This is a genomic window from Novosphingobium indicum, assembly GCF_014645195.1.
Classification (GTDB): Bacteria; Pseudomonadota; Alphaproteobacteria; order Sphingomonadales; family Sphingomonadaceae; genus Novosphingobium; species Novosphingobium indicum.
Genome location: NZ_BMLK01000010.1, coordinates 42,765 through 66,592, shown reverse-complemented (window position 1 = coordinate 66,592; position 23,828 = coordinate 42,765). Strand labels below are relative to the sequence as shown.

Below are 23,828 nucleotides of genomic sequence, written 5' to 3'. Positions count from 1 at the left end.
ATGCCTACTCCTCGCCTTCGCTTTGCGCGTCTCGACTGATCTCGGGCAGATCGGGGAATTCAATCGGCGGCATCGCTTCAATCGTTGCCCGCACTTCGGCAGGCGGCGGAAGTCCTGTGTCCCAGCCATCGACCGAAACCGTAACGCCGTTTTGGACGGCATCATTTAGCTCTTCCTGAAGCTCGCCCCCGATACTGTCGGCATACGCGAGCGCGTCATCGCCGCTCCCGGGCTCGATGACGTTGACCACGCGCCCCCAGAGGCGTGCCATATTGACGACAAGCTGATCGGTGCCCTGCTGCTGGCGCGCGATATCGGTGCGCTGGTTCAGGTAGTCCTGCTGGAGTTGCGCGGTCGTCTGCGCATAGATGCGCGAGCGATCATAGGCGGCCTGATAGTTGTTCAGCATGCCCTGCGCTGCGGCACGATATTGCTCTTGCTGCTGCGCGACGCTGACCTTCACCTCTTCGGCCCAGTCTTGATACGCAGCATGGGTTTCGAGATCATGCGCCTTGATCTCGGCTGAGTATCGCCCGCTGTAAGAACCCGTGAGCGTCGAGGGACGAAACTCAGGCGGAGCGAACATTTCTGCCAAGTAGAGAATCGCGATGCACAAGATCATGCCGATGAACATGCCGACCCCCGCAGATACGCGCTTCTTCTGGGGCGGCATCACAACCTGGTACGGCTTTCCCGCGACCATTTGAGGAGCGACCACCATTCCGCTTTGCTGAGGTGCGTCGCCCCCGTAATCCATTGCGTATTGATTGCTCATGAAAAAAACTCCTGTCCGACTTTGATGTCGCCAGACAGGAGCCAGTTTTTGCGCTTCGCATGGGGGAAACCCCATGCCTTCTGTGGTTATGCCGTGATGCGCGCCGCGACCGAAGGGTAGCGGATTACAAGAACGAGATAGAGCAGTTCGAGTCGGGGCAGCGTGCGCTTCTGCGGCGCTTGCTTTGGTTCGTGGACCGCAAAACGCAGGAATGCGCCAAGCCATGAGCAGCTAGGGTCTTCATCCGTCCGCATGATCGTATCCGCACAGATCGACAGCGGATCGATTGATCGCCCTTCTGCGCCGACAATCACGCCCTCAAAGCCCCATGCAATCTCGTCGAGAAGATCGACGAGCTTGTAGCGGCTACACGGGAGCAAGGCCCGATAGGCGATGGCCATGCGCCGGATCGCCGCTTTGGTCAGCAGCAACTCAGATGGTGGAATGCGAACAATTCCGACAGGATCGTTGTCGTTTGCGGCGAGCGCTTGCAGCGCTTCGGGAGAGAAATAGTCCGTCAACTCGATCCCTCCTTTTGCCAGGGACACGCATCACAACGCGACCAGTATTTCCAAGCCCAATGGGCGCAGGAAGGAACATTCCGGCAATTCGGAATCTCGTTATCGTTATGTGCAAGATAAACCCGCCGATCAGCGGTCAACACTCCGCGCCGAACGGCGCGTCCATCACGCAAAGCCATCGCATCACTCCCGTTTGACCCGCCGAAGCAGGATCGAAGCGGCGCTTCACCATTGAAGCGCCGGAACGAGGGATGGCCATCTCTCAGCGATGGCTATGCGCGACTTCATGCGCCCTGTCAAACAAAAACGACGTTCGACAACCTTATATATTTTTTATGCCTCTGCGGCTCAGGGCACTTGCGGCGCGGAAGATTTCGTCTCTCCGAAAATAGTCGCGCGCGAGAAATTCGTCCGTCGTTTCTGACGAGGTCTTGATCCGAACATCGGCAGGAAGATTGTTCTTTCGCGTCCAGTTGTGGAGTGCCTGATAAGCTCGGTAATCTGCATCCTTCAGGATTGGCATGGTGAGTTGCTCAGCAGTGAGCCATTCGCTCCAAACTTCGCGCAAAAATGGGACGATCTCGTCCTTACGCGGAATGTACCTGCGCTCTGGCACAGGCGGAGTATGGGCTTCACGCGCGCGATCAAAATGGGACTTAAGGAATTTTCCCAATTCCTCGGCCAACGAGTCGTCATAAAGCGGGCTCCCGCTAGCCTTGGCTGCGACCTCCTGCATAAATCCTACAAAATCTTCTTCTCTCCCAAATTGCATCTTTGTCGTTTTTGCTTCTGGCTGCTCGCCTCCCGCAGTCTCGACACTTTCGCCCGTGGTTAGATCAAACGCTCTGACCACAACCACACCTTCCCCCTTTGGAAGGCTGTCTCTGACCACTGTTTTCATTCGCTCCGAGACCTTCTCGGAAATAGTACCCTTCGTTAAATCGACCTGGACGGGCTCGATACCGATCTTGCCGCTCAATACTCGGTCCAGGAGTTTTTCGTCGATTTTCGGTTCTGGGAGGCGTCGTTTTAAGCCTTCACCAGTCTCGTTGGTTTGCTTCTGCTTACCCATAATGCTCGCCACTAACAAAAATCGAATTCCGAAGTTCGTATTATGTTCTTATGCAAAATGCAAGCTTTTTCCTTGGGCGCAAAAATGCGGGGCGATGTCGCCATCGCCCCGCATCATCTTTGTTCGGCCCTGTTCAGGCCTTTCGAGGCCGTCCCACTCTTCGGGGCGGAGTCGCAACCTCCGAAGGCCTTAAAAGATTGCCTCCTCCGCCCGATCCCTTCTGCGTGACCATCACGAACCCGAGCAGGATTCCGCCGAGTGGGATCAGCTCGATGCAAGCGCCAACCGCAATCGCTGCGATTGTGGCTTCAGGGTAAAGAGCTAGATAGGCCATGTTCGACACGACAGGCATGGTGGGGATCGCCTTTTCCTTGAGAGCCGCGATATCATCGAGACCTTCAGTCAGCTCTTCGGCCATTCCATCGAAGTTGTGCGTGATCGCGGCGGCAGCGGACGGCGGCAAGCCCGCCGCCAGCCAATCCTTTCGCATGGCATCCGCCACCGCCTGCACGGCTTCAACGGGAAGCGCATCATTCACTTCCCGTGTCAGGCGCGTGAAGTTCTCGCCGTTCTTGCGCACGGCGACCATCTTCTCGTGCCGCTCCATGTCGCTGTCGATCACGCGCCTGGTGTCGATCAGCAGACGGTCGATCCTGAAGAAGAGGCGCTCCAGCTTTGCGCGGCTTGCAAAGATCGCGGCCCGCGCATTTGCGCAGCCTTCGCTGATATTGGTGAGCGCCGTTGCGACCTGGCCGATATTCCCGCCTTCGCCGCTATAGACGCCAGTGCCAACCTCTTGGATGCTCATGTTGCCCGCCGAGCTCACGCAATCGTTCATCACAGACGAGCGATTAATGAGAGAGGCCGCAGCACGCTGACGCGCTTGCGTCGCTTCGGTCTGAGTGGTGAGCGAAGTTTCCATGTGGGCGACCTCGCCCGAGGCAGAGGCAAGCACCGACGACGAGGCGATACCGAGCATGATTGCCACTGCCACATAGGCCGCGACAAAAATCCCCATGACCTGATTGCGCTTCGCTTTGGGAACCGTCGGAATATGTGTCAGAGCGATATAGGAGCCGTAGGAAAGCCCCGCTGCAATCGCGACGGCTGACATGATGGTTTCCAGCCAAGTCAGCAGGGTCATATCGCCAGTCGGAGCAACGAGGTCTGCGATCCAGACCCCCGTGAAGATGCCCGAGAGTACATGGAAAAGGATATTCAGGATCAGGATTTTCCCGACCATCACGTCATTCAGATCATTGGTCTTCGGCATAGCGCCCTCCTTTGGTTTAGGAGTGGCATTGCCAGTCATTTGCATATGGCTTGGGGGGAAGCGCGAAATCTCGTCAGAAAAGAAGCGGCGAATTTAGTCGGAACCGCGTAGGGTTATCCCGCCATTCCGCTCCAGATCGAGGATGGCGAGCTTCGCCGCCTCAATTGCGCGGTTGGGGCCAGATGCTTCGCCGATGCCTATCGCGCCACGACCGCCTGTCTCCTTCAGTACAGCCCTTACATCTGCTAGATCGACGGCGATCAACTGCTGATCCATGATCTTAACCAAAGTGCCGACGAACTCGGTCATTCGGTCAAGGGCGGGATCAGGCATGGCGGCGGCTCCTTTTTGAATCGCCAGCAAGGTAACATGGAGCCATGAAGCGAGGCCATAGGATACGGCACGTTTCTGAATAGGGTCTCGGGGCGACCATTGAGACCACCTAGGCGGCTTTAGAGCCTGTTTTCTGCGTTTGCACGTTCCGCAAGATGTGCGTTTGTATTACAAAATCCTCCGCCTTCGGCTCTGGTTTTGCCAAACGCTCATCTTGGCAAGGGGCACCCGCTGCGCGTTCCCCGTTGCATCCCCTCCGGCCAAATGGCGCTTCACGAACACCAATCCAGCCTGACGACGGGTCAGACAGGATCGGTGCGTTTCAGCACCATCGGGGAGACTTCGGCTCTCCCCGCCAGGCATACAAACGTATGCCTTTCCCCATCGACAAGGGGCGTGCCTGACCCCTTTGAACCCAGCCGCCTCCAGCGCGGCGAAGGAGCATTTCATAGCTCCCCTCGACCCCATCGACCATTTCATGGAGACCAACCGTCCGCCGATTGGATACCGCCCTGCTTTTCCCACGCAGGGATGGCTACCGCATTGGATATCGATCTATCGGTATTTCACCGTCCTCGACCCTGACAATAAACATGCGCTCTTCGTCCGTGGCTTCAACGAACCACGATCTTTCGCATCCGCATTCGTGGACCACGTCATCCGGGACGACCTTCTTTTCGCCGCAGTCCCAGCACCAGAATGCAAAGCATCGGCACACATCGCATTTTCCCGTGAAAATTATGGCCCATCCTGACAGCGGAAGAGGGAATTGGCCGTCCCAAAAGACCATACCGCGCGGCCCCTTCTTCCTCTGGTCACAATTGGGACAGGGCTCCATCGCCGCATGATCGAAGTCATCCATTTCCTCGATAGGAAGAAGTCGAATATCGATCAATCGCTCTGCTCGTGCCTCCGCTGCCGGTGACCAGCCTGCCGTGCAAACGAGAACCCCTCTTGCAGCTCCGACATCGCGCATCAGCCCTTCGAAGGCTTCGACATCGGTGACGTCCAGCTTTCGCTTTCTCAGTTTAGCATCGTAGATGATCCTACGGGACAACCCTTCTTCCCAGCGAGCGTCCACCAAGACGTCGATCTGACGCTTAACGCCACTGATCGCCCCGCTCAGAGAGGCATTGGGTATCACCGTAACGTCCATGCCAGCGGCATCCACTTCGAAACACGCCGCTACGCGTTCATAGACCCGCCAAGCCGGAGCGTCATTCATTCGAGACCTGCCCCGCGAATTTACCTAGCCGAGCAGAAACTTGCCCGTCTTGCTGCCGCACATTGTCCAGGCATACGTCGAATTTTACGTTCGTGATTGGCAACTCTGCACCCACAAACGGAACTGGAATGTCGCTTGCGGCAAAATAGGCCACACCCTTATCGTACGAGAGAAGTTGCAGCTTCAATCCGCTCTTGTAGATGTCTTCTCCGCCTTTGAGCAAGCAAAGGGCGAGGAATGACCTCCTGAGTTCGGCGCCTGTAATCGCTTCGAGAATACGATCCATTAATTCGGAAACAGTTGATCCGCCAAATGCCTGAACCGCCTGAATGGATGCCACATAGATTTCGAGTTCTCCGTGTGACCTCAGTTGGTCGAGAGAAAATCTGTGAACCCGAGACGGTCTAAGCGTGGTCTTGGCTTCCAATGCGAAATCGTCGCACACAAAGTCATATTTGGCCGTCTTTTCGAGGCACCAGCAGCGCGCGGCAGACTCTGGTGAATCGGCCTGGCAGATAATCTGCAATTCGCCCCACAGCCCAACCAAGTCCTTTGCCGAGTGTTCGAGTTGGCTGAACAAATTTGCCAATTCAAGAATGCGTTCACTGATTTCGCGATTGCTGCGCGCCGATGGTGCCTTGCCGCAAAAGGTTTCCTCAAGCAGGCGCAGGAAGACCCGCACGAGATCGGGATCGTTTTCCTCCAATCGGACTATTGTGTATGTTCCGCACGCGTGAGGACGACCATCGACGGCAATCTCGCATTCCCTCGAAAATCGAACGCCCACGAAACGTAATTCAATGTCGCTTCGCGTGTCTGCCGGCTGAGATGAAAAGAGGAGCGAGGGAAATGCCTGCTCATCTATCGCAAGCCACATGCCCGCCACCGCAGGCAATTCTTCACCGTAAAGACTCTGGCATCCTGACGGGAATTTATCGACGAGCGCTGTGTATGCCTCGAACAGCATCGACTACCGCTCGATCCAGACCCGCTCAATAAGTTCGTCGGGAAAATGAACCGCAAAAACCGGGACGTCGCGCAGCGTCCGCCTTCCGTCATTCGTCTGCAAATTATAGCGGTGAAGTTGAAACGTTACGTCACTTTGGGAAATTAAAGCCCTTGCGCCGGGATAATTCGTGCGTGCGTTCGAGCCCTGGAAGAGATTTTTGATCTTCGCGGGTTGCTCGTCGTTCAGCGAGCGGATCGCATCCACGCCCGACCAAGGACCTGAGAACGCATAGAAGCTGCATGTTGCGTTCGGCTCTTCGGCAACAAGCCGGTCAAGCATAAGCATCAGCGAGGTGTGCTCCATGTTGTCATCTGGCCATTTGTAACGGAGGCGTCCGAAATAAGGCAGGAAGTCGGCTAGGCGAATGGAATCGCTGAAAGCGGGAATGGCTTGCTTTGCATTCCAACCTGGCTCCCGATACTCTGGCATATCGAAATCCCGCAGGATCGCGTTTGCTGTTTCGCGGTTCTCCGCCAGAATCTCGCTGTCCTCATGCGGATGCGCGGGAGCTATCCAGCCACCTTTACCCTTGGATTGATACATCTCAAGAAGGACGACGGAGGAACGGGTAGGTTTCAGCTTCTGATCGAGGAAGTAGGTTCGCCGCCAGTCCTTGAGCGTCTTACCCTCTTCCAGATGCCGCCTGATCGATGCGCGTATCGATTCCTCATGCCTCACATAGTCGGTGAAGGCATCGATGTTCTCGCTAGTGAGATAGATACGGCACAAGCCTAGATAGCCACGTTTGTAGCCGAAAAAGCGTGCCCGCTGCTGGATGTTGTCGGCGTTTCCTACGCCCGTCGAACGCGGCATATAGCTAACGGTCAGGCCTTCGACCGTGAAGCCGCGGTCAAGACCGATCCCACCGATCAGAATCCAGCTATACTCGCCCTTCCAGTCGATGCTCGGAATGCGCGACTTTTCACGCGTATTGAGTTCCTGGATCGCCGTCGCTTCGACCGCCTCCAGCAGGCATTCGGCGATCTCGTCGAAGGTGTATCCGCACGAATATGTCTTCAAGAGACCTGAAGTGCTGTCCCGGAACTCTCGCATGAGTTCCTCGTGGCGAGGATGCGCAGCATCCTCCAGAATCACGCACCAATCCTCTTTGGTTTGTTTCACCCACCGCATGAACATGAGATGGTCGTTTTTAGGTACGGCCGGATGAATCATCATGGACCGGTTCTTGCCCTTGCGGTCCTGACCTTCGAGCAACCCAATGGCTACCCCAACGAAGAATTCCCGCATCGCTGCAAGCAGACTTTTCGGCGGCTTGACCGGCGGATTGAGTGGGTCGGGAACCTCTGAAGCAAGAATCGTCTCGATGTACGTTTTCTGCCCAACGGGGCTGAAAAAATCCTGTCCGCCGACATATTGCTCACCGGGAGTGAGCACCATGCCGAAGTCGGGCGAAAGCGTGTCGATGCGGCTTATGAGCAGCGGCGCCTGCGGCGTTGCTGTGTAAAGGACATAGCTGTGTTCAGGAAAGCGCTCCCGCAGTGCCAGAATGCGCGCATATGTGGTGCTCTGTTCGTTCTTCTTGGCTTTGGTGTTGATGCCCGCCTGATCGCCCTCGTCGTCAACGATCAGCGTCGGTACGTCCTTGAGGTCGAGCTTCGACAAGAGCTTCGCCAAATTGTCGATATGTTGATGCTGTTTCATGCAGATGATGAGGACCGTGCGCGCACGCGGGTTGCCGCGTTGCCATTTGGTCAGTTCGCTTTGGACGCGCTCAAGCTCGCTCGTCTGAAAGCCTTTCTGCTGAGTGGAAAACAGCTTCCACTGACGATTGGTGTCGATTTCGAGATCGCTTCGAATGCGATCGTACGATTGCTCGACGAGATTGTTGGTGGTGCCGGCCAGTAGGATCACCAACTGAAATTTGTTGTCGCGCGCAAGTGCGGTGAGACCTGTGAAGGAAAGCGTCTTCCCACTTTGGACATAGCCGATGACAAGGCCGGTGTTGGTGTTTGCGCCTTCTGCCGGGTCAATGCAGTCGGAAAGGATCTTCGTGGTTTCCAGACGCAGCAGTTCTTTTTCGTCCTGCGAGAGGGCGTCGTTCGAATTGAGCAAGCTCGTGAAGGATTCACCCTGCACCGGGTTCCAGCCCTCTGTGGGGCTTCGGGACGCGATCTTGATTATGCCGCTAGTCATCGATCACCCGCTTAGAAAAGTGTGCCCTTAGAATTTCATTCGTGAAGCGGCGTACGGCTGAGGGATGATGGTCGCCCAATTCCGCTGCTGCCACTTCCGCAAGAGCCATGGCGGCAGCCACCTTCAATACGGCAGAAAAGCCCTCGGAATCGAGCGTTTGGAACTGCGCCATAAAGGGATGCAGCATCGCAACTCTGATGAGGATTTCGCGCGGCTCGGGATCGGTGATCGACGGGCGGTTCCTGATTGTCAGCCACTCGGCGTGATCGTCGGCGTAGGAGAGTTCGATTTTGACAATCCAGGGCTCGCTGCGAAATTGCAGACGCAGTTCCGCTTCCTCGCGATCCGCTTCGTTGATGTCCTGTGGTTCTATATCCTGATCGGAAACCGATGTCGGCTGCGTGTCGGCGACAGCACTCAATTCAAATCCAATATCGTTTGCGGCTTCGGTATTTTGACGAAATCCGTCCGCAGTGCTGCGCAATGCCTGAGCTGCATCCTTACGAGCCGCTTTCGCACCTGATCGGGTACGGTATTCCCGCGCTTGTTGAATAAGCGGGAGCGTTTCGTCCGAAAGGACCTTGCGAAGCTTACGCAAAAACTCGTCTTCACTCTCCTCCCACTTCACTCCATCCTTGGTATGACTTACATGAAAACCCTTGAGGTGAATCTCTCCGAAAATGCGCTGGTAGGGATAGGTGTTGGAGCGTCCGAAAATGTCTTCAGGGCGGTAGGTTTCGTCGGCGCTACCCATGATGAGTCTCTTGCGCCGAAAAAGAGCGAGACCGGCGAGCCGCGTGTTGGCCACTTCGCGGATAGCGACGAAACCTGAGGCCGATTTTCCCTCGCCCAGGTCTATATCGATCTCTTTTTTCCACTGGACCGCTGGGCCATCCGGGTCGCGGTAGTTCGCGGCGACGAGAATTGCGGGCTCTTCATAATCCAGCTTTACGCCATCGACATAGAGTTCCAGCGAACCATCGCGGATATAGCCCCTATAGATGCTCGCAAGATGTTCCTTGATCTTGGCAATCGTCTTGCCGTGCGGAAACTTGCGAATTTTCTCTAGCCGAATCTCGGTATAGTGCTTGTCTTCTGCCACATCGATTGAGACCACATTGAGTTCCTCAATGCTGTCCATCACGATCTTGTCGATGTTGAAAAATACGGTACGTTCTGAACGCTCTCCTAGGGCGCTTGATCGCACGCTCCAGTTGGGGGCGAACCAGCACGCCGCACTTTTCATCCCCATGCCAAATTCGGACAAACCCGAAGCGTCAGGGGGAATCTCTGCGGGCCGAAATGCTCGCTGATAATCGGCTGAAGCTATTCCGGCTGCGTTGTCTTTAATCGTGATCTTGCTTTCCGCTGAATCGAAATCGATATCAATTCGCAGGCGATAGTCCTTACCTTCTACCGCTCGAAGTTCCTTTTTGCGGTCGATGCTGCTTTGGATGGCATTATCGACGAATTCGGCAAGCGCATACCAAGCCTTGTAATTTAGATGCGGCAGCACCGAAAGAACGTTCACGCCAGGCCGAATATTTACCGAACTGACCTGCGTCATCATTCCGCCGCATCTAGTAGTATTTCGTTTTCCATTTCGTCTTGCCTGCCTACGAGCGCGTCAAAGATCGCCCTTACGACATCTACATTCACAGCATTTCCAAAGGCCTTGTAAGCGCCTCCTTTTGTGTCAGGCAGATTTTGCAAGTTCCCCATGCTCTGTAGCCTGCTACATTCTCGCGGCGTCATGAAGCGCTTCTCCCAAGCTATGATCGGCACCTGACTTGTCGTCATGGCGATCAACGAGGGGGCGGTATCGGATTTTTTTACCCGAATGCCGCTCGCGCGGAATTGAACGACATGTTTCCAAATGTCTCGCTCGCCTCCCTTGCAGTTCCATTCGAGCTTTTGAAAGCTTGGCGCGAAACTCTTGATCTTGTCGAGCCAAGGATCGATCACATCCTGATGGTCTTTGTAAAACTGCCTATTCTTTTGGATGAAATCGATTTTCCAATCTGGAAACTCGTCCAGTTTCGTTTGTGCATAAGGCGGAAGTGCCTCACGGACCTGATCGGGTGACATCCCTTTCAATTCCCGCCCGAATGCGCCCTTATAACGCCCCATTCCGGAATAGCCCCGCTTGTGTGGCGTATCTCCATTTAGTGGGTAGTTCGCGCCGAATTCCATGGCCCAGATTGGGAATGAAGGCAGCTCGACATGAGACGGGAAGGCGTCGATGAATTCCTGCCATGTCCTCAGATAGCGAAGATGATTGTCGCTAAGACCCAATGCATCATTCGGGTGCTTGTCCAACACGCTCGCTATGCTGACCTCGGGCAGGCTGTCTGGCTTAGGCCATTTGAACCCGCCCAGCCCTTCAAGATCGCCGACGATGAATGCACGCTCGCGCTTTTGCGGAATGCCGAACATGTGAGGAGAGAGACGCTCGAAAGAAATATCGTAGCCAAGCGCTTTCAGCCTATCGCAGATAATTGCCCAGGTCGTCCCGCCTTTGTGACGGATAAGGTTCGGCACATTCTCGATGATGAAAAACCTAGGCTTCTTAAGCCGCAGAATTTCTACGACATAATCGAACAAGTTCCCCCATTGCGGACATTCCAGCCCTTTCTGGTCACCTGCCTTGGAAAATGGCTGACATGGGAAGCCCGCGCACAGAACGTCATGGTCGGCGATGGTATGCAGATCGACCTTTTTGATGTCGCCCTCAGGGCGGATGTCGAAATTCTTTTCATAAAGACCGGCGAGGCTTGCATTGAGTTCGGACGCAAAGACACATTCAGCGCCGCGCGAAGCGAGCGCCTGATGAAATCCGCCCAGGCCAGCGAACAAATCGATAAACCGCAACTGTTCCATAATACTGCAATAAGAAAACCACAAAGATGAATATTTTTAAAGTCTTATCGCATACTTTCCCCTAGAAGTTCGTCGCTTTCCTTCCTCCGCATTCCTCAAGGCCTCCAGCTTTGCGACGCACTTTCGCGTGTGATCGCACCACGCCTTGTATCGCTTGTTGCCGTAATTCCAAGCCCTCCGCCCGAGTTGCCCAACGCCCTCGCACGGACCTACGAACACCATGCCGCCTTCGCCTCATTTGCTAACCTACCTGCTCCGGCATTCTAGCCACGAACCTCACTCGCCCTTCGGTATGGCGAAAGGGATTTCGCTCGAACTAAGTCACGCGTGGCAAGCCATCGATCCTTGGTTGCAACCAATCGATCACCTCATCCCTGAAGCCATCGTCAAGCTGTACGTCACCATCCCTAGCTGCGCTCAGCAGCCTAATTCGGTCAAAGACGACAATTTGACCAATAAGTGCTGCAATTCTCAATTCCTTATCGTCAATAACGAAAGGGGCGACAATTCCTGTGCTGGGAAGCACCGCTGAATCTAGGAACTTTTGCCATAAATTGGGGTTCGGCGTGTGTATTTTGTCCCGCCAATTTTTTCCGCTGGCGCATTGTAGAAAGAACAGTGGCATTGCCTCCCGCTCGTCTCCAAAACTCCGATAGCAAATCATATCCAAGCCACCGTCATTGCCAGCATTCAAAAGCCATCGATCCAAGTCTGCCGCGCCAGGAACATACAAGCGGTTGACTAACTCACCCACAATCTCCGGAATGTTCTTAGTGTCGTCAGGTGACCAGCCAGCGCGGTAGGCAATCCAGCCTGGAAGCAAATGGGGGCAAATAACCTCTACGATTCGCTCAAAAAGATCGCCCTGAACCGAATATGCTTGAAAATCCTTTGCCCAGTCGGGGTAAATTCTGAGGGCTGAAAGCAATACAAAAAAAGACCTTATTGGGTCATCCTGCCAATTCCCCTGTGAGCTAATCCGATTAACAGTTATGTCCACATGATCCGGCAGCCCACCCCAGCGCTTTCGCTTGGAAATTTCTTCCCAACCTTCTTCAGCAATCAAATGAGCCAAGTCCTGATTTTCATCAGAGCAAATCTGATATTCCAGAAGCATATCTATGACATCACCCTTAGTGACATCGGGGCCATCGAAAAGGGCACACGCCTCAAGCCAGTCGCCCATAGCATTTGGATCGACGTTAGATTGATTGGCGGAGTAGCCAAATTTTACCTCAGGAATCTTGAGCATTTTAGTCTAGCTCAAGCGTCTTTTTGAGTTGCTCTGCGTTTGCGAGTAGCCGCTTGGAAATTGAGATCAGACGCTCATCACCCTTGTATAAGTGAATAGATGAAAGTGATTCCTGCAAGTTATATGTCGCACTAGAAAGAAGTTCATAAACCTCTTCTTGGTCACCGCCCGCGATAACAAAGGCCTTGTCTAGGCTGGGGCGCCTCACGCTGCGAAGGTATTCCAACCCATCCGCCGAGGCTATGACACGAGCAAACTTATCGACCTCACGGGAATCCTGAACAACAGGCGGTGTGTCAGCATCCCCGAACAGCCACTTGGAATATTCCTTAAGCCTATCGATGTTATTTGCATCAATCGGCGGCTTCACGTTTTGCGGTTCAATGCCAAACTTACCTTGGACGCCAAGAAATTCTTGAACGTTCTTCGACCTTAGTGAAAGAAAGAGAACGCTGAAACGATTCTCAACCTCATCCACTTCAAGCCCTTCAGTTTCCTCCATTTGAGTTAGTATGCAATAAGCAATATAGTTTCGTTCAACAGTATCTGTTTTGCTTCCTATCTTTCTCATGACTTGGCGATAAGAGAGCCCGCCTTCATCGATAAGTTTTGCAATAAATTGGGCTTTTTCAGGTGGAGCCCATTCTTTGATCCCCGTCACATGACGGAAACCCAAAAATGCATCCACTTCCGCCCTATTTTCATACTTTATGAATGGAACTTGCTCAAACAGACGGTCCGGGCGAGGAACCCCTTCGATCAACTCACGCCACCTTTTGGACGTCTCTTCACCAGCGTAGGCTTTTTCAAGCCTTTGGAGTGCCGCTATGCGTCGGTTCCCCTCCACCACTACAAGGCGGTCCTGTCCTTGAAGGGGTTCGACAACGCACAACACGGCTTCATGTGGCCAAAAGCCACTTTCTAGAAATGAAGTCGCAAGCTCTTCTAATGACCAATCCTTCATTCGGTCATAAATTTGATCTTGATCCAAGTTGAGTTGGTGGGCGGCCCTCCCCAAACGGGGATTTAAAGGGTCAAGGGCAATTTGGTCTAGCCTTGTGTATTCAATTTCTCGCGTCAATTTTCATTCCCCCTTATGCTGCCGCCGCCTCTGCGGCAGGACGGGATTGAAGTTTCCATAGACGCATCTCGAAACGGAGCGCCCGACCGTTATCCGTTCTTGTATCGTACTCCGAGACCCCGTTCATCCGCCTCTAGAAAGGTCACCCCCAAAGCTTCCAGGGCTTGCTGAATGTCTCGAAGAGTACGGTCGTATGGCTCTCTTTTTTCCAATTCAAAGTCCGACAGCGTTGCAACAGATACATTTGCCTTCATAGCCAACGCCGAGCGAGAAAGCCCGATTCCGGCCCTAGCCATACGACACTGACAGGCTCTCAACACCAACTCGCCTCCAAGGTCAGTAAAATAGCCTCATGTCATACATTTAACCTGAGTTCGAGTTGAGTGCCAGAGGATTCTGCGCTCGTTTTCTATCGACCACCGCTACGTGCTCGTTGCAGTTATCCTTTCGGGTCCGTCACGCCGAGGGCGAAGCGCTAAGCCGCTTCTCCTTTTGCGCTAGCCCCTGAGATGCATTCGCGAACGTGGCTGAGGCCGACGGCCAGTCAACGGCCTGCCCGATCCATTCGCCTGCATTGCATTCCGGCTCCCGTGTTGTCCGTTTCGCCTGACGGCTGACGAGCCGTCTCATAGCCCCAGCCTGGTCCCTTCGCGTCCTCAGGAACAGCGAAAGGAGATCAGGACATGACTACTTCATCACATGAACGCACTGACGTTTACACCGCCATCACGGACCAGATCATCGCCGCCATCGAAGATGGTGCCGACAATCCGCAAATGCCCTGGCATTCGCAAAGTGGTCTGATTGAACGCCCGATCAACGTATCGAGCGGCAAGGCCTATCGCGGCGTCAACACAGTCGCCCTCTGGGCTTCCGCCTACTGCGCCGAATACACGCACGGCCTCTGGGGCACCTACCGCCAATGGCAGGATCGTGGCGCACAGGTCCGCAAGGGCGAGAAATCCTCGCTCATCATCTTCTACAAGGATATCGAGCCTGGCGAACAGGACGACGGATCGTCCGAGGATGGATTCCAGCGTCGTTTCGTTGCACGCGCATCGCGTGTCTTCAATGTCGCGCAGGTCGAAGGCTATGTCATCGACGAACCTGATACTAGCGTCGATCCCGTCTCGCCCTGCGAGCGTGCCGAGCAGATGATTGCTGCGTCGGGTGCTGTTATCCGCGAGGGCGGATCAAGCGCCTATTACAGCATCAAGGAAGATGCGATCACGATGCCCGACCGATTTCGCTTCATGGGCACGGCTACGAGTGATGCTTCTGAAGGCTGGTATTCTACTCTGCTGCACGAGCTGACCCACTGGTCGGGTGCCGATCACCGTCTGGCGCGCACCTTCGGCGAACGCTTTGGCGATGATGCCTATGCCATGGAAGAGATGGTTGCTGAGCTCGGCGCTGCCTTTCTTTGCGGTGATCTCGGGATCACGGTCGAGCCCCGTCCCGATCATGCCGATTATATCGGACACTGGCTGCGTATCCTGAAGGGTGACCGCAAGGCGATCTTCACGGCGGCAAGTGCTGCGAACAAGGCTGCCGAGTACCTCCTGAGCCTGACCTCGAATGACATCAGGGAGGCGGCCTGAGGGCCGCCTTTCAATCTCGATACCGTTTCATGGGAAGGGCCACTTGTCGGCCCTTTTTCATGTCTGCCTCCGTTCGGGTGCGTCCGATCACATTGACGGGAAAGTTGGCAGGGCAGGAACACCGTCAACGCCTTGCCCGATCCATTCGCTAACGCTCCCGTGTTGGCCGTTTCCCCGTGGCAAGCACGGGTGACGCTGCCCCTTTGAACCCTGCCGTCCTGGTCTCCCCGTCGAACGGACGAACCCGAACTTCAAGGAGGCAGACATGAACACCGACTACGCAATCATTCACAAAAACTGGAACGGCATCGAAATCGAAATCCGCTGGAACCGCGACTACCTCGCCTATGAGGATGGTCGAGGGATGGCGCATCTGGAGGTGGAAAGCATTTCACCAGCACGCGCACCGCTCCCGATCACCGAAACTGGCTACCGCTCCCACTTCATCCACCCGTCAGAGGTGGATAATTTTGGCGGCCCTGAGAGCTATGTCGAGGCTTGGATCGAGGAGCTTTCACGCACCGCTGTATGGCGCAAGGCCGAAGCAGCGTCCCGTCAACTCGCGCTCTTTTGAGCGCGAGTTTTTGCTCTTTTGTTGATGCGTTGCAGAGCCGAGAGATTCGTGCATCAATGGTTACCATGAGCAAAAAATACGAAGCACTTGGCGAATTTCTAGATCAGCAGACAGGCAATGAGGTCTCGCTAAGTTTCGACCGCATCGCTGGCATTCTCGGTAAAAAACTGCCGCAAAGCGCTGATGCATACGATGTTTGGTGGAGCAATTCTCCCGTCGATGGTCGTCACAATTGCGTTTGGCTGAAGCGCGGCTGGGAAACTAAATCTCTCAATCGCAAGGCGAGAACGGTCAAATTCGTCCGCGCATCATCGGTTCGCGCCGCGCCGAAATCAGCCCGCTCAAGACAGTCTTCAGTTGCTCCCCATGTGCCGAGTGTGCCGCTCGCACCAGCACCAGTTGCCGCGAGGAATGACATAGCCATCAGGTTCGAGTGGAAAGCCTTGGGAGCAGTTACGCTCGACAGCGCGGGTTCACTCCACTTCCCTCCTGTGGCCGAGGTGCCTGGACTCTACCGATTGCGGATCACCTACAAGAGCCGATCCGAATTTTACATCGGTGAATCCCAGAGTCTAAGGGGGCGGTTTCGGAACTACCGAACAGGCTCAAAAGGGCAGGCGACAAGCCACCGTATCCATGTGTTGTTGAAGAACGCCTTGGCGGCGGATGCCCGTATCGAAGTCGATATCGTGGTCGATGACATTGAGTTGAAAATCAATGGCAAGGTTCGGTCCGTTGCCCTGACACACAAAGCGACGCGCCGAATGATCGAGCATTCAGCCATAGTTGCCACTGGCGGAACTGACATCGAAATTGCCAACAAGTAGCCCTGCCGTTGCCTAACAGCCCGCGCTCTATGCGTTGCCGCACCGAGCCAAGGTCTCGGCCCATTCGGGTGACGATCGCTAACGGGATTTTCTTCTAAGGGGCTTTGCCCCTAGCGCGCGCAAGGCATCCAAACGCATCCCCTTGGCCTTTGGCCCGTGGCCCCTCGTTCGGAGCCTCCTTGCGCTTGCCTCCCCATTCTCGCCGAAGGGCAGAGGTTCATATGGCATGAACCTGAATGAGAATTGGAGGAGATATGGATAATCCAGAGCAATTGACACGAGAAGATATCGAAAACGCTTTTCGCCGCGCAACGCAGAGCTATGCGGGATCACGCGCCCGATGGGCTGAGCGGGCAGCAACTGGCCTCACAGACGCCGATCTTGCGGCCGCACTCAAATACGAGCTTGGAATCTGGGGCGGCTCAGGATGCCGCGATAGCGTGAAGGTCGCGTATCAGGGATCAGGCCTGAAGATTTGGGCAACATGGAGCTATGCTCACCCACGCCCCGCGCCCATCCTTGAAGGCAGTCGCACGGTCGCCTTTGCGCGGGACTACTATCGTATTCCTAACCCCGCCGACACCCAGATGAGCCTGTTTTGAGCGCCGCGCCTTTGGGGCGCGGCGCTCTCAGATTCAGATTGAATTTTGCTCTTAGATGTGCAGAACATTAAAAGAACAAAATAGAACAATGTGGAACTGTCCGACGAAAGCGATCCCTCGCGAGCATTTGCTCCGAAGTGCTCTTGAAGCCCTCGAAAGGGTTCAGGCAGCGATGCTGTGCGAGGACTTTCTGCCCGACCATGAGGAAGCCCTGCGGGTGATCCGCAAGCACGGTTGCCTCGAAGAGCGTTACCTGAAACGCTTTGAGATCGCGTTGCGCGATCCCCGCCTGTCTCCCGACATGCGCTACGAGGCAACGGGGCAGGCTATTCGCCTTATTCGGCGGCAGCTTGGGCCTCTCTTCAACTAGGCTGACTTCCGCCCAACCAACATGGGCCGCGCAGGTAGTCCGACCTCCTCGAACAAGGGAGGACCTAACCCATGCCGCGAATGACCCAACAAGACCTTCAGGATTGCCGGATCGACCTTTACGAGCAGTGCCAGAGCCTTGCTGCGCTTCTTGAAGTCAATCTCGCCGATTTTGCGGAAAAGCATCGTTATGTGAGCCCCCGAGAGATTGCGGCGATGCGTCGTTCCGCGTGCTACATCCCGATCTCGTCAATCACGCGACTGGTCTATTTGCGGTGCCGCCTTCAGGATCAGGTGAATGCGGCCTATTTCCGGCAGTTGCAGGACACGTGGTATCCCGAAGAGGCCCAAGGCGAACTATTTCCCTTCGACGATGAAGACGACGATTGTCCGTTCTGACGGTCTGCAAGTGTCAGCCTGATGCTCCCATGGGGATCACATTCTCACGGAAATGTGCCCCTCGGCTTCTCTTCATGGGGACTAAGACACGGTGCCAGCGGGGATCAATGCGGCTCGCTTCCTTCGTGCAGCTCCGCCCCCGTAAAACGGGCTGGCGGCATTTGATCCCGCACGGCTTACCCCGTGTCTTTTCAGTGCTCCCATGAAGCCGACGGGCTCATCCGTTTGGCGAAGTGAAAAGGAGCATCAAAATGTCTGACACCAACACAAACCGTCCCGCCTTCCGTCTCTATTCCGTCAATGGCGAAGGCAAGTCCGCCCGCTGGACCGATATCGGAGTGGCCTGGCCGACCCGCGACGGGAAAGGCTTTTCCCTCAACCTGAACGCCCTTCCGCTCAATGGCCGTATCGTCATGCGCGAAGTGACCGAGAAAGAGGCCGCCGCTTGAGGCGGCCTCACCCTCATCGGGGGCTGATACCGCGACGAGCCAACTCGTCGCGGATCATCAGCAGGGCAGTCGAGGCATTGCTGAAAGTGGCGCTGAGGCGCGGGTTGCTTGCAATCTCGCGCGTGGCTCGCTGAAACAGGTCGCGGAGCTGAGCCTCGCTTTTGGCTTTCAAGCCGTCTTTCGTCAGTCGGAACATGGCATCCTCCCTTGGAGTTTTCCGCTGCCCACCACGGGCCGCGTTACGGGAGGAGGGGTTGAATCCGAGGCTTTGACAGATGCATTGCCCGCAATCGAAAGGACGACTGGAGAAGGCTTTACGCCTTGCATCCCACCGTCATGGGAATCGGATTAGAAACTCCGGCTTCATGTAACAACGCGGCAGCCGTGTTTGGGAAAAGAGAAAACCGCTTGGGAGGAGACCGTTCAGGCTGAAAGGCTTGGGAGCGGCGAGCGCCAGCTTTGCACTTACCGTTTCGAGCCTACTGTCCGAGTTCAAGTCCGTGCGCTGGCGCGCTTCGGGATTGCTCCCTTGCTTGCCCTGCATCGGGAATCATCATCCGTATGAGCGGAAACCGCCTAAGCGTGAGTTAAGTCGCAGCAGTGATAGTGCGTGGCCCGAAGGGGACGCCCTTCAAACTTAAATATTTAGTTGAATGAGGGAATGCTCACAGCATCACGGCATAGGAAATTGAAGTGCGTCAAGAACAGGACATTCGGGCACATCACCGCCTGTGCATTTGCTTAGGGTAATAGCCAGCGTATTCTCTATCTTTTGCAGATCGGAAATGTGGCGGCGGACATCGTCGAGGTGAGATCGGGTACGCATCATCACTTCGCCGCAAGTTTGTGCGCCCGTGTCCGTGAGCGACAACAGGGAGCGAATTTCTTCCATTGCATAACCGAGATCGCGGGCGCGGAGGATGAATTGCAACCTTTGCACCAGTTCGGGCGAATAAACCCGGTAGCCATTGGCACTGCGTGGCGGTGCCGGGAGCAATCCAACTTTTTCGTAGTAGCGAATGGTTTCGAGATTGCAGCCGGTTTTCCGGGCAAGCTGGGCACGCAATAGGCCGCCTTGTGGTTCCATGAAAATACCTCTTGAGTCTGTAGTGGCTACAGAGATTACACTGAGAATCATAAAGTCGAAAGAAAGGAATCACGCCGTGGCTTCAACGCCTGAATCAGGACAACCCACCACTCCTAAGCCAGCGAAGGACGCGCCGTCGAACTGGCTTGCCACCGGCGCATTGATCGGTGCGGGGCTGGCCTCGGCCTGCTGCGTTGTGCCGCTGTTGCTCGTCACGCTGGGCATTTCCGGGGCGTGGATTGCCAATCTGACCGCGCTCGAACCCTACAAGCCTTATGTCGCGGCGGTGACGCTGGCCATGCTCGGCTACGGCTTCTGGCATGTCTATTTCAAGCCGAAGCCCGCCTGCGAGGACGGGTCTTATTGCGCCCGGCCAGAGTCGGCGCGCACCACCAAAGCGGTGCTGTGGCTCGGGCTCGCCATCGTCATTCTAGCGCTCTCCATCGATTGGTGGGCACCCCTATTCTATTGATATGCCCTACTGAAAGGAAACAACCATGAAAAAGACATTGCTGTTGGGTTTGGCCGTTGTGGCTATGACAGGCGGCGGGGTCGCATTGGCCCTCGGCGGCACGGCCAACGACCGGCCAGCGGCTTCAAGCGCACAAACGCAGGCACAAACGACCTTCACTATTGAGAACATGACCTGTGCGACCTGCCCGATCACCGTGCGCAAGGCGATGGAAGGCGTGGCAGGCGTAAGCGCGGTCAGCGTTGACTTCAACGCCAAGACCGCGCGTGCGACCTATGATCCTCGCCGAACCACTGCCGCAGCTATCGCCGCAGCATCGACCAATGCGGGTTATCCGGCACGCGCCGTTCAAAACTGAAAGCACCTGACGCATTTTGCGTCGGAAGAAAGTGACCTCCAATGACTGATTGTTGCAACCGCACTTCGCGGGATGGATTTGACGTGGCCGTTGTCGGCGCGGGATCGGCGGGTTTTTCCGCCGCGATCACTGCTGCCGAACTCGGCGCTAGGGTGGCGCTGATCGGCCACGGCACGATCGGCGGCACCTGCGTCAATGTCGGCTGCGTTCCCTCCAAGACGCTGATCCGGGCAGCGGAAGCGGTGCATGGCGGCACGGCGGCACGGCGTTTTCCGGGGCTGCGCGGCAGCGTGCAGCTTGATGATTGGAGCGCGCTTGCCGCGTCGAAGGATGCCCTCGTCGGGGAACTCCGCCAGAAAAAATACGTCGATCTCCTGCCCGCCTATGCAGGGGTGAGCTATATCGAGGGCAAGGTGCGGTTCGCCGGGAGCGAACTGCTGGTCGATGATGCGCCGATACAGGTCAGCAAGGTGATCCTCGCGATGGGTGCGCGCGCCGCCGTGCCGCCGATACCGGGGCTGGACAATGTGCCCTACCTGACCAGCACCTCGGCTCTGGCTCTTGAGCGCCTGCCCAAATCGCTGCTGGTGATTGGTGGCGGCGTAATCGGGGTGGAACTGGGGCAGATGTTTGCACGCCTAGGCGTTGCCGTCACCATCTGTTGCCGCAGCCGCCTGCTGCCTGAATTGGACCCGGAATTGAGCGTGGCTTTGCAAAGCTATCTCGAAGCCGAAGGGATCAGGGTGTGTGCGGGGATCGGTTATCAGCGGATCGACCAGACCGATGGCGGCGGGGTGCTGACCTGCGAAGCCTTGTCCTGTAATGGTGATGGCCACTGTGATACTGTCGCATCGACACAGACGATCAGCGCCGAAAAGGTGCTCATCGCCACCGGCCGGCGGCCCAACAGCGATGGGCTGGGGCTGGAGGAGCGCGGCATAGCGCTCGACACTCGCGGCGGGATCACGGTTGACAACTATCTCGAAACGACCGTCCCTGGCATTTACGCAGCGGGCGATGTCACAGGCCGGGACCAGTTTGTCTACATGGCCGCCTACGGGGCCAAGCTGGCGGCACGCAATGCCGTAACCGGCAATCAGCACCAATATGACAACAGCGCCATGCCAGCGGTTGTGTTCACCGATCCGCAGGTCGCCAGCGTCGGCCTGACCGAAACGGCGGCACGGGTACAAGGGTTGGAGGTCAAAACCTCGCTGCTGCCGCTCGACGCCGTGCCTCGGGCGCTCGCTGCCCGCGATACCCGTGGCGTCATCAAGCTGGTTGCCGACAAGGCCAGCGACCGCCTGTTGGGTGGTCAGATCATGGCACCGGAAGGCGCGGATGCGATCCAGACGCTGGTTCTGGCGATCCAACACGGAATGACCGCAGCCGATCTTGGCGCGACCATTTTCCCTTATCTGACCACAGTGGAGGGACTGAAACTCGCCGCGCAGACGTTTGACAAGGATGTTGCAAAACTGTCCTGCTGTGCCGGTTGACGACGCCTACAATATGACGCCAGATGTTTGGCTGCCCCCTGATACTTCAATAGCACACCAAACAGAGGCTTGCCCTGCGCGGCAATTTTGGACGTTGAGCAAACGGTGGCGCAAGAAACAAGAAGCCGAAGCCTGCACCCTCAGCTACCTCACTCGCTGCCGAGTCAAAACCTACAAAGAAGCATGACTTAGCTTCATTGTGGCTAGCGCTACCCATGTCGTCATCGTGTTCTTCGTCTCAGAACTCACCATCACCATCACCATCACCATGAATCATGGCATTGGGCTCGTTTCGAGACTAGCGCCCTAGTTCCAGTCCGCGCGTCGGCGCGCTTCGGGATTGCTCCCTCGCTTGCCCTGCGCTCCGCGAGAATTCACTGCGAATGGATTGCTGGTTGCCGTCCCGCATGAGGCGATAATTGGCTGCCTGATTGTGCAGGCTTAAAATCTGTCGCGCATGACGCTCGCGGGTCTGTTTGATCTGCTCTTGCAGCTTGCGCCGTTCGGCATGTTGAGCGTTCAGCATGGCCTGACGCTGATCGCGGTCACGGCGCAGCGCATGATAGGCCTCAAACTCGTTCTTCTTGATCATCTTGGCATGGTCGCCCGTCAGGCGATCCCATAGGCCCCGCACACCCGTCCGCAGACGACTTGCCCGCTCTTTGGTCTCGCACTGCCACCGCTCGCGCTGGCCTTTGGCCATGCGCTGGCGCTCTTCGGCATGCGCCAGTTGCAGTTCCTTCTTCTTCTCGGCGAGCGGTTTTAGCGCATCCCGCGCCATGCGCTTGGCCTCTTTCAGGAAGCCATCGAGGCGCGGCGCAATGGCGTTCGCGATATGCGCCTTGGTTTCCTCGACGCTGCGCAAGGAATCCGCTTTTCCGAGGCGGGCGGTCACGTCCTTGGTCTTTACGCCGATCAGGCGCGAGAGCGCGAAGACCTCGCCCTCATAGGTGACCGCGACATGGGAGCGCCTGTCACCTTTGGCCAGATAAAGGCCGCGCTCTTCGAGCGCGTGAGCAAAGGTTTGGGCATTGTCGGAGACCGCCCAGCATTCCTGGGCAATCCCTTTGACGGACTTAGCATCCAGCCCCGCGCGCTTGGCCTGCTGCCATTCGTCCAGCGTGAAATTGCGCGGATCACGCGCTTTGCTGTCCATGAGGCCAGACGGCATTTTCCAGCCGTTTTCGAGATAAAGCTGCTTCGAGACTTCGCGGAGCTTGGACTTGAAGAAGGAGAGCTGTTTGGCGGTCATGGTCTCGGCATCGATCCGAGACCAGACCGCATGCGCATGGCGGCGGCCTTCCTTTTCATGGAAGACCACCATACGGGGCTGACCTTGCAGGCCGAGCTTCTCCTCGATGGAAGCGAGTGCGCCTTCAAATACCTCGATGGCGACGTTTTCGGTTTCGGGAGGGTTGAGCGAGACGGAGAAGAGATACTGCTTGCAGCGCGTCCCCTTGGCCATCGCCTCGGCTTCTTTCATTGCGCCCATGACGTTTTCGGACATGAAGCCACGGACTTCATGCACCTCGACATGCTCGTTATCACGCGAGTTGAGGAGGTGCTGGCCAAGTTGCGCCGCGCCGCTGCGCTGGGAGGCCTTGAGGATCATGGCGTGACCTCCAGTCCCAAGGCCTGAATGAGCAACTTCCGAATCTCGGCGATGTCCTTTGAGGCATCCTGCAATGCCTCTTCGGTTTCTGGGGCGACAGGTAGCGTCCCCAGATTGGCTTGTTTGGCGAGTTGGTTGAGGTTGTTTGCTATGCGAGACTGGCCGAGCTGGCCAAGAACGCGCAGCAGGGAATCTTGATCGATCTGACTGAGACGCTTGCGACGCGGCGGCTGATCGAGAAGGCGCGAGCGGATATAGGCTCCGAGCGGTTGACCTTCAGCTTGCTCCGTCAGCCTTGCCCGCTCTTCAAACGAGAGGCGGAGAGAGAAGGGAGGGTCGTATGGCTTGCGTGCCATCCAGCCCTCCGATCTCAAGACCTACGACGACGCCTCCGCACGGTCGCC

At 56.1% G+C, this 23,828-nt stretch carries 27 protein-coding genes; 10 read left to right on the top strand and 17 right to left on the bottom strand.

From position 1 onward, the window contains the following. Nucleotides 1-4: 4 nt before the first annotated feature. From IEX64_RS11945 to IEX64_RS24755, 13 genes are all read right to left on the bottom strand, one after another. Nucleotides 5-775, bottom strand: coding sequence for a hypothetical protein (locus IEX64_RS11945; protein WP_188819901.1), 771 nt, complete (start codon nucleotides 773-775; stop codon nucleotides 5-7). Between the two features lie 86 nt (nucleotides 776-861). Next, the gene (locus tag IEX64_RS11940; RefSeq protein ID WP_188819900.1) at nucleotides 862-1,296 is read right to left on the bottom strand and encodes a hypothetical protein; all 435 of its coding nucleotides are present in this window, start codon (nucleotides 1,294-1,296) and stop codon (nucleotides 862-864) included. Between the two features lie 322 nt (nucleotides 1,297-1,618). After that, nucleotides 1,619-2,368, bottom strand: a complete 750-nt coding sequence (locus tag IEX64_RS11935; protein WP_188819899.1) for a hypothetical protein — start codon at nucleotides 2,366-2,368, stop codon at nucleotides 1,619-1,621. 133 nt (nucleotides 2,369-2,501) lie between these two features. Continuing rightward, complete coding sequence (locus IEX64_RS11930) at nucleotides 2,502-3,641, bottom strand: hypothetical protein (RefSeq protein WP_188819898.1); 1,140 nt, start codon at nucleotides 3,639-3,641, stop codon at nucleotides 2,502-2,504. A gap of 93 nt (nucleotides 3,642-3,734) precedes the next feature. Continuing rightward, nucleotides 3,735-3,974 (bottom strand): hypothetical protein, encoded by a 240-nt coding sequence (locus IEX64_RS11925; RefSeq protein ID WP_188819897.1) that lies wholly within the window; start codon nucleotides 3,972-3,974, stop codon nucleotides 3,735-3,737. 535 nt (nucleotides 3,975-4,509) lie between these two features. Next, nucleotides 4,510-5,199, bottom strand: a complete 690-nt coding sequence (locus IEX64_RS11920; RefSeq protein ID WP_141460577.1) for a restriction endonuclease — start codon at nucleotides 5,197-5,199, stop codon at nucleotides 4,510-4,512. Next, the gene (locus IEX64_RS11915; RefSeq protein ID WP_141460579.1) at nucleotides 5,192-6,166 is read right to left on the bottom strand and encodes a PD-(D/E)XK motif protein; all 975 of its coding nucleotides are present in this window, start codon (nucleotides 6,164-6,166) and stop codon (nucleotides 5,192-5,194) included. The genes IEX64_RS11920 and IEX64_RS11915 overlap by 8 nt, the downstream gene beginning before the upstream one ends. Nucleotides 6,167-6,169: 3 nt before the next feature. After that, entirely contained in the window at nucleotides 6,170-8,362 is a 2,193-nt protein-coding gene (locus IEX64_RS11910) for a Z1 domain-containing protein (RefSeq protein WP_188819896.1), read from the bottom strand. Next, nucleotides 8,355-9,932, bottom strand: a complete 1,578-nt coding sequence (locus tag IEX64_RS11905; RefSeq protein WP_188819895.1) for an ATP-binding protein — start codon at nucleotides 9,930-9,932, stop codon at nucleotides 8,355-8,357. The genes IEX64_RS11910 and IEX64_RS11905 overlap by 8 nt, the downstream gene beginning before the upstream one ends. After that, the gene (locus tag IEX64_RS11900; RefSeq protein ID WP_188819894.1) at nucleotides 9,929-11,242 is read right to left on the bottom strand and encodes a DNA cytosine methyltransferase; all 1,314 of its coding nucleotides are present in this window, start codon (nucleotides 11,240-11,242) and stop codon (nucleotides 9,929-9,931) included. Before IEX64_RS11900 ends, IEX64_RS11905 begins: the two co-directional genes overlap by 4 nt. Nucleotides 11,243-11,558: 316 nt before the next feature. Next, complete coding sequence (locus IEX64_RS11895; RefSeq protein ID WP_188819893.1) at nucleotides 11,559-12,494, bottom strand: hypothetical protein; 936 nt, start codon at nucleotides 12,492-12,494, stop codon at nucleotides 11,559-11,561. A gap of 1 nt (nucleotide 12,495) precedes the next feature. After that, complete coding sequence (locus tag IEX64_RS11890) at nucleotides 12,496-13,575, bottom strand: hypothetical protein (RefSeq protein WP_188819892.1); 1,080 nt, start codon at nucleotides 13,573-13,575, stop codon at nucleotides 12,496-12,498. Between the two features lie 89 nt (nucleotides 13,576-13,664). Continuing rightward, entirely contained in the window at nucleotides 13,665-13,871 is a 207-nt protein-coding gene (locus IEX64_RS24755; protein ID WP_141460591.1) for a helix-turn-helix domain-containing protein, read from the bottom strand. A 387-nt stretch (nucleotides 13,872-14,258) separates the two neighbouring features. Between IEX64_RS24755 and IEX64_RS11880 the strand changes: the two genes are divergently transcribed. The 7 genes from IEX64_RS11880 to IEX64_RS11850 all read left to right on the top strand — a co-directional run bounded on the left by IEX64_RS11880 (nucleotide 14,259) and on the right by IEX64_RS11850 (nucleotide 18,396). Beyond that, on the top strand, nucleotides 14,259-15,176 hold the full coding sequence (locus tag IEX64_RS11880; protein WP_188819891.1) for an ArdC family protein: 918 nt from the start codon (nucleotides 14,259-14,261) through the stop codon (nucleotides 15,174-15,176). Between the two features lie 265 nt (nucleotides 15,177-15,441). Beyond that, nucleotides 15,442-15,750: a hypothetical protein gene (locus tag IEX64_RS11875; RefSeq protein WP_188819890.1), complete on the top strand. Its 309-nt coding sequence runs from the start codon at nucleotides 15,442-15,444 to the stop codon at nucleotides 15,748-15,750. Nucleotides 15,751-15,806: 56 nt separating this feature from the next. Continuing rightward, the gene (locus IEX64_RS11870; protein WP_188819889.1) at nucleotides 15,807-16,577 is read left to right on the top strand and encodes a DUF7662 domain-containing protein; all 771 of its coding nucleotides are present in this window, start codon (nucleotides 15,807-15,809) and stop codon (nucleotides 16,575-16,577) included. A gap of 254 nt (nucleotides 16,578-16,831) precedes the next feature. Beyond that, the gene (locus IEX64_RS11865; RefSeq protein ID WP_188819888.1) at nucleotides 16,832-17,179 is read left to right on the top strand and encodes a hypothetical protein; all 348 of its coding nucleotides are present in this window, start codon (nucleotides 16,832-16,834) and stop codon (nucleotides 17,177-17,179) included. Between the two features lie 127 nt (nucleotides 17,180-17,306). Continuing rightward, entirely contained in the window at nucleotides 17,307-17,549 is a 243-nt protein-coding gene (locus IEX64_RS11860) for a hypothetical protein (RefSeq protein WP_188819887.1), read from the top strand. A 71-nt stretch (nucleotides 17,550-17,620) separates the two neighbouring features. Continuing rightward, nucleotides 17,621-17,947 carry a hypothetical protein gene (locus tag IEX64_RS11855; protein ID WP_188819886.1) on the top strand — a complete coding sequence of 109 codons (327 nt, stop codon included), beginning with the start codon at nucleotides 17,621-17,623 and terminating at the stop codon, nucleotides 17,945-17,947. A 251-nt stretch (nucleotides 17,948-18,198) separates the two neighbouring features. Then, entirely contained in the window at nucleotides 18,199-18,396 is a 198-nt protein-coding gene (locus tag IEX64_RS11850; RefSeq protein ID WP_067540846.1) for a hypothetical protein, read from the top strand. A gap of 13 nt (nucleotides 18,397-18,409) precedes the next feature. On the opposite strand, the gene IEX64_RS11845 is transcribed toward IEX64_RS11850, so the two are convergent. Both IEX64_RS11845 and IEX64_RS11840 read right to left on the bottom strand, forming a co-directional pair. Beyond that, nucleotides 18,410-18,592, bottom strand: coding sequence for a hypothetical protein (locus tag IEX64_RS11845; protein WP_141460609.1), 183 nt, complete (start codon nucleotides 18,590-18,592; stop codon nucleotides 18,410-18,412). A 477-nt stretch (nucleotides 18,593-19,069) separates the two neighbouring features. Beyond that, nucleotides 19,070-19,483 (bottom strand): MerR family transcriptional regulator, encoded by a 414-nt coding sequence (locus tag IEX64_RS11840; protein ID WP_188819885.1) that lies wholly within the window; start codon nucleotides 19,481-19,483, stop codon nucleotides 19,070-19,072. Between the two features lie 76 nt (nucleotides 19,484-19,559). On the opposite strand from IEX64_RS11840, the gene IEX64_RS11835 reads away from it, so the two are divergent. From IEX64_RS11835 to merA, 3 genes are read left to right on the top strand one after another with little or no spacing between them, the layout of a single operon-like run. Next, a complete protein-coding gene (locus tag IEX64_RS11835) occupies nucleotides 19,560-19,955 on the top strand; it encodes a mercuric transporter MerT family protein (protein WP_188819884.1) in 396 nt (131 codons plus the stop codon). Between the two features lie 25 nt (nucleotides 19,956-19,980). Then, nucleotides 19,981-20,313, top strand: a complete 333-nt coding sequence (locus tag IEX64_RS11830; RefSeq protein ID WP_188819883.1) for a heavy-metal-associated domain-containing protein — start codon at nucleotides 19,981-19,983, stop codon at nucleotides 20,311-20,313. A gap of 41 nt (nucleotides 20,314-20,354) precedes the next feature. Continuing rightward, nucleotides 20,355-21,812 (top strand): mercury(II) reductase, encoded by a 1,458-nt coding sequence (gene merA, locus IEX64_RS11825; protein ID WP_188819882.1) that lies wholly within the window; start codon nucleotides 20,355-20,357, stop codon nucleotides 21,810-21,812. A gap of 298 nt (nucleotides 21,813-22,110) precedes the next feature. Here the strand turns inward: merA and IEX64_RS11820 are convergent, their stop codons facing one another. Together IEX64_RS11820 and mobC are read right to left on the bottom strand one after the other, a co-directional pair. Next, nucleotides 22,111-23,424 (bottom strand): relaxase/mobilization nuclease domain-containing protein, encoded by a 1,314-nt coding sequence (locus IEX64_RS11820; protein WP_188819881.1) that lies wholly within the window; start codon nucleotides 23,422-23,424, stop codon nucleotides 22,111-22,113. After that, the gene (gene mobC, locus IEX64_RS11815) at nucleotides 23,421-23,780 is read right to left on the bottom strand and encodes a plasmid mobilization relaxosome protein MobC (RefSeq protein WP_188819880.1); all 360 of its coding nucleotides are present in this window, start codon (nucleotides 23,778-23,780) and stop codon (nucleotides 23,421-23,423) included. Before mobC ends, IEX64_RS11820 begins: the two co-directional genes overlap by 4 nt. Nucleotides 23,781-23,828: the final 48 nt, after the last annotated feature.

What these genes read in the sequence shown, in the direction of transcription:
- IEX64_RS11945 (WP_188819901.1), bottom strand. Translation starts at nt 775, where the DNA reads ATGAGCAATCAATACGCAATGGATTACGGGGGCGACGCACCTCAGCAA.
- IEX64_RS11935 (WP_188819899.1), bottom strand. Translation starts at nt 2,368, where the DNA reads ATGGGTAAGCAGAAGCAAACCAACGAGACTGGTGAAGGCTTAAAACGA.
- IEX64_RS11930 (WP_188819898.1), bottom strand. Translation starts at nt 3,641, where the DNA reads ATGCCGAAGACCAATGATCTGAATGACGTGATGGTCGGGAAAATCCTG.
- IEX64_RS11925 (WP_188819897.1), bottom strand. Translation starts at nt 3,974, where the DNA reads ATGCCTGATCCCGCCCTTGACCGAATGACCGAGTTCGTCGGCACTTTG.
- IEX64_RS11920 (WP_141460577.1), bottom strand. Translation starts at nt 5,199, where the DNA reads ATGAATGACGCTCCGGCTTGGCGGGTCTATGAACGCGTAGCGGCGTGT.
- IEX64_RS11915 (WP_141460579.1), bottom strand. Translation starts at nt 6,166, where the DNA reads ATGCTGTTCGAGGCATACACAGCGCTCGTCGATAAATTCCCGTCAGGA.
- IEX64_RS11910 (WP_188819896.1), bottom strand. Translation starts at nt 8,362, where the DNA reads ATGACTAGCGGCATAATCAAGATCGCGTCCCGAAGCCCCACAGAGGGC.
- IEX64_RS11905 (WP_188819895.1), bottom strand. Translation starts at nt 9,932, where the DNA reads ATGATGACGCAGGTCAGTTCGGTAAATATTCGGCCTGGCGTGAACGTT.
- IEX64_RS11900 (WP_188819894.1), bottom strand. Translation starts at nt 11,242, where the DNA reads ATGGAACAGTTGCGGTTTATCGATTTGTTCGCTGGCCTGGGCGGATTT.
- IEX64_RS11895 (WP_188819893.1), bottom strand. Translation starts at nt 12,494, where the DNA reads ATGCTCAAGATTCCTGAGGTAAAATTTGGCTACTCCGCCAATCAATCT.
- IEX64_RS24755 (WP_141460591.1), bottom strand. Translation starts at nt 13,871, where the DNA reads ATGGCTAGGGCCGGAATCGGGCTTTCTCGCTCGGCGTTGGCTATGAAG.
- IEX64_RS11880 (WP_188819891.1), top strand. Translation starts at nt 14,259, where the DNA reads ATGACTACTTCATCACATGAACGCACTGACGTTTACACCGCCATCACG.
- IEX64_RS11875 (WP_188819890.1), top strand. Translation starts at nt 15,442, where the DNA reads ATGAACACCGACTACGCAATCATTCACAAAAACTGGAACGGCATCGAA.
- IEX64_RS11870 (WP_188819889.1), top strand. Translation starts at nt 15,807, where the DNA reads ATGGTTACCATGAGCAAAAAATACGAAGCACTTGGCGAATTTCTAGAT.
- IEX64_RS11865 (WP_188819888.1), top strand. Translation starts at nt 16,832, where the DNA reads ATGGATAATCCAGAGCAATTGACACGAGAAGATATCGAAAACGCTTTT.
- IEX64_RS11855 (WP_188819886.1), top strand. Translation starts at nt 17,621, where the DNA reads ATGCCGCGAATGACCCAACAAGACCTTCAGGATTGCCGGATCGACCTT.
- IEX64_RS11850 (WP_067540846.1), top strand. Translation starts at nt 18,199, where the DNA reads ATGTCTGACACCAACACAAACCGTCCCGCCTTCCGTCTCTATTCCGTC.
- IEX64_RS11845 (WP_141460609.1), bottom strand. Translation starts at nt 18,592, where the DNA reads ATGTTCCGACTGACGAAAGACGGCTTGAAAGCCAAAAGCGAGGCTCAG.
- IEX64_RS11840 (WP_188819885.1), bottom strand. Translation starts at nt 19,483, where the DNA reads ATGGAACCACAAGGCGGCCTATTGCGTGCCCAGCTTGCCCGGAAAACC.
- IEX64_RS11830 (WP_188819883.1), top strand. Translation starts at nt 19,981, where the DNA reads ATGAAAAAGACATTGCTGTTGGGTTTGGCCGTTGTGGCTATGACAGGC.
- merA (WP_188819882.1), top strand. Translation starts at nt 20,355, where the DNA reads ATGACTGATTGTTGCAACCGCACTTCGCGGGATGGATTTGACGTGGCC.
- IEX64_RS11820 (WP_188819881.1), bottom strand. Translation starts at nt 23,424, where the DNA reads ATGATCCTCAAGGCCTCCCAGCGCAGCGGCGCGGCGCAACTTGGCCAG.
- mobC (WP_188819880.1), bottom strand. Translation starts at nt 23,780, where the DNA reads ATGGCACGCAAGCCATACGACCCTCCCTTCTCTCTCCGCCTCTCGTTT.